We start from the raw sequence: 1,398 nt of genomic DNA, 5'->3' as shown, positions 1-1,398 counted from the left end.
CTGTTGCAGCAATTGCATGGATATTCGCACGAGCAGCATCCTGATGATTTTGGTTTCAGCGCAGATAATCATTTACATGCCCATGAGGAAATGGATGCTAGTTCGATGAAAGTCCCAGCTAAAACTCATCACGATTCAATTGACTGAACAACAAAGTTTTAAAGAGAGACATTATGATTAACTTTATTAGAACATTACTGCTTGGTGCGGTACTCATATTCAGCCAGTTTGCTTTAGCTGGGCCGGGGCATGATCATTCTCATGATCATCAACATGACCCAATAACAAGCGAACAAGCTGTTGATAAAGCATCGGCACATGTTCAAAAGCTCGTTAATAGAGGGAAGATCGATGCTTCTTGGGCGGAGGTTACGGCTAGCTCTGTCGAAGAAAAATCGTTTGGACATGGTCCTGAATGGGTTGTTTCATTTAAGAATGATGCGATTGCTGACCCAGCAAATCAGACGCTTTATATTTTCTATACCATCAACGGAAAGTACTTAGCTTCTAACTTTACGGGGCAATAAGTAGTCGAAGGAGGTGCGAACACCTCCTTTCAGATCGCTGACAAACCCCGGTTTTTATACCGGGGTTTGTTCGTTTTGACGGGTGTCTGGTTTTTTGGTTCTTATGTGCATCAGGCGTTAGTCGGCATCCATCTGCCAAACCTACTATGATTGGAACCGACATTTTTTTTAGAGTTGAGAAATAACGACCTATTTCTAAGAGAATATGCTGCTGCAAATTTTTTAAAGAACTATGTCAGAGAAAGCGTGCTATGCAAAGCGTGCAAAGGCGTCTTGTGCCGCATGAACAATAATGCCGTGTCGCCTAGCTAACGCGTCATGATCACGGTCGTAGCCACCACCAATCACTGTAGCAACTGGAATCGCTCGATCTAGACAATGCTCAAGCACTAAGTCGTCTCGTGCGCGAATCCCTTCCAGCGAAATATTAAGGTTCCCCAACGCATCGCCTTTCCATACATCAACGCCTGCATCGTATAAAACAATGTCGGGTTGAAAGTGTTCGAGCAACCGCACGAGCGTTTGCTCAACGATATGGAGGTACTCCATGTCACGCATCCCAACGGAGAGGCCGACATCCAAATCGCTTTCCTGCTTGCGGAATGGAAAATTCTTTTCACAATGCACGGAACAACAAAATATCTGCTCATCTTCCTGCAGTATGGCTGCGGTACCATCGCCCTGATGCACATCGCAATCGAAGATCAAGACACGTTGAACTTGCCCTCGAGCAACTAAAGTGCGACTCACAAACGCGAGATCGTTAAGCAAACAGTACCCAGAGCCAAAGTCATAATGCGCATGGTGTGTTCCACCCGCCAAATGCACGCCTACGCCAAACTCTATGGCTAATTCGGCAGCGTACAGAGTA

General features: G+C 45.6%; 2 protein-coding genes. One reads left to right on the top strand and one right to left on the bottom strand.

Annotated elements, in window-relative coordinates; all coding sequences use genetic code 11:
- Positions 1-173 precede the first annotated feature (173 nt).
- Positions 174-527 (top strand): DUF6488 family protein, encoded by a 354-nt coding sequence (locus A3738_RS27160; RefSeq protein ID WP_068479912.1) that lies wholly within the window; start codon positions 174-176, stop codon positions 525-527.
- 249 nt (positions 528-776) lie between these two features.
- On the opposite strand, the gene A3738_RS27155 is transcribed toward A3738_RS27160, so the two are convergent.
- Positions 777-1,398 (bottom strand): histone deacetylase (locus tag A3738_RS27155; RefSeq protein ID WP_197474081.1); only part of this gene is annotated, 622 nt, incomplete at its 5' end.

It is taken from the genome of Oleiphilus sp. HI0066, from assembly GCF_001635725.1.
Note: the sequence above shows the minus strand (reverse complement) of the source record. Positions and strands in the feature narration are given on the sequence as shown.

Coding starts and splice junctions, on each gene's coding strand:
- A3738_RS27160 (WP_068479912.1), top strand. CDS start 174: ATGATTAACTTTATTAGAACATTACTGCTTGGTGCGGTACTCATATTC.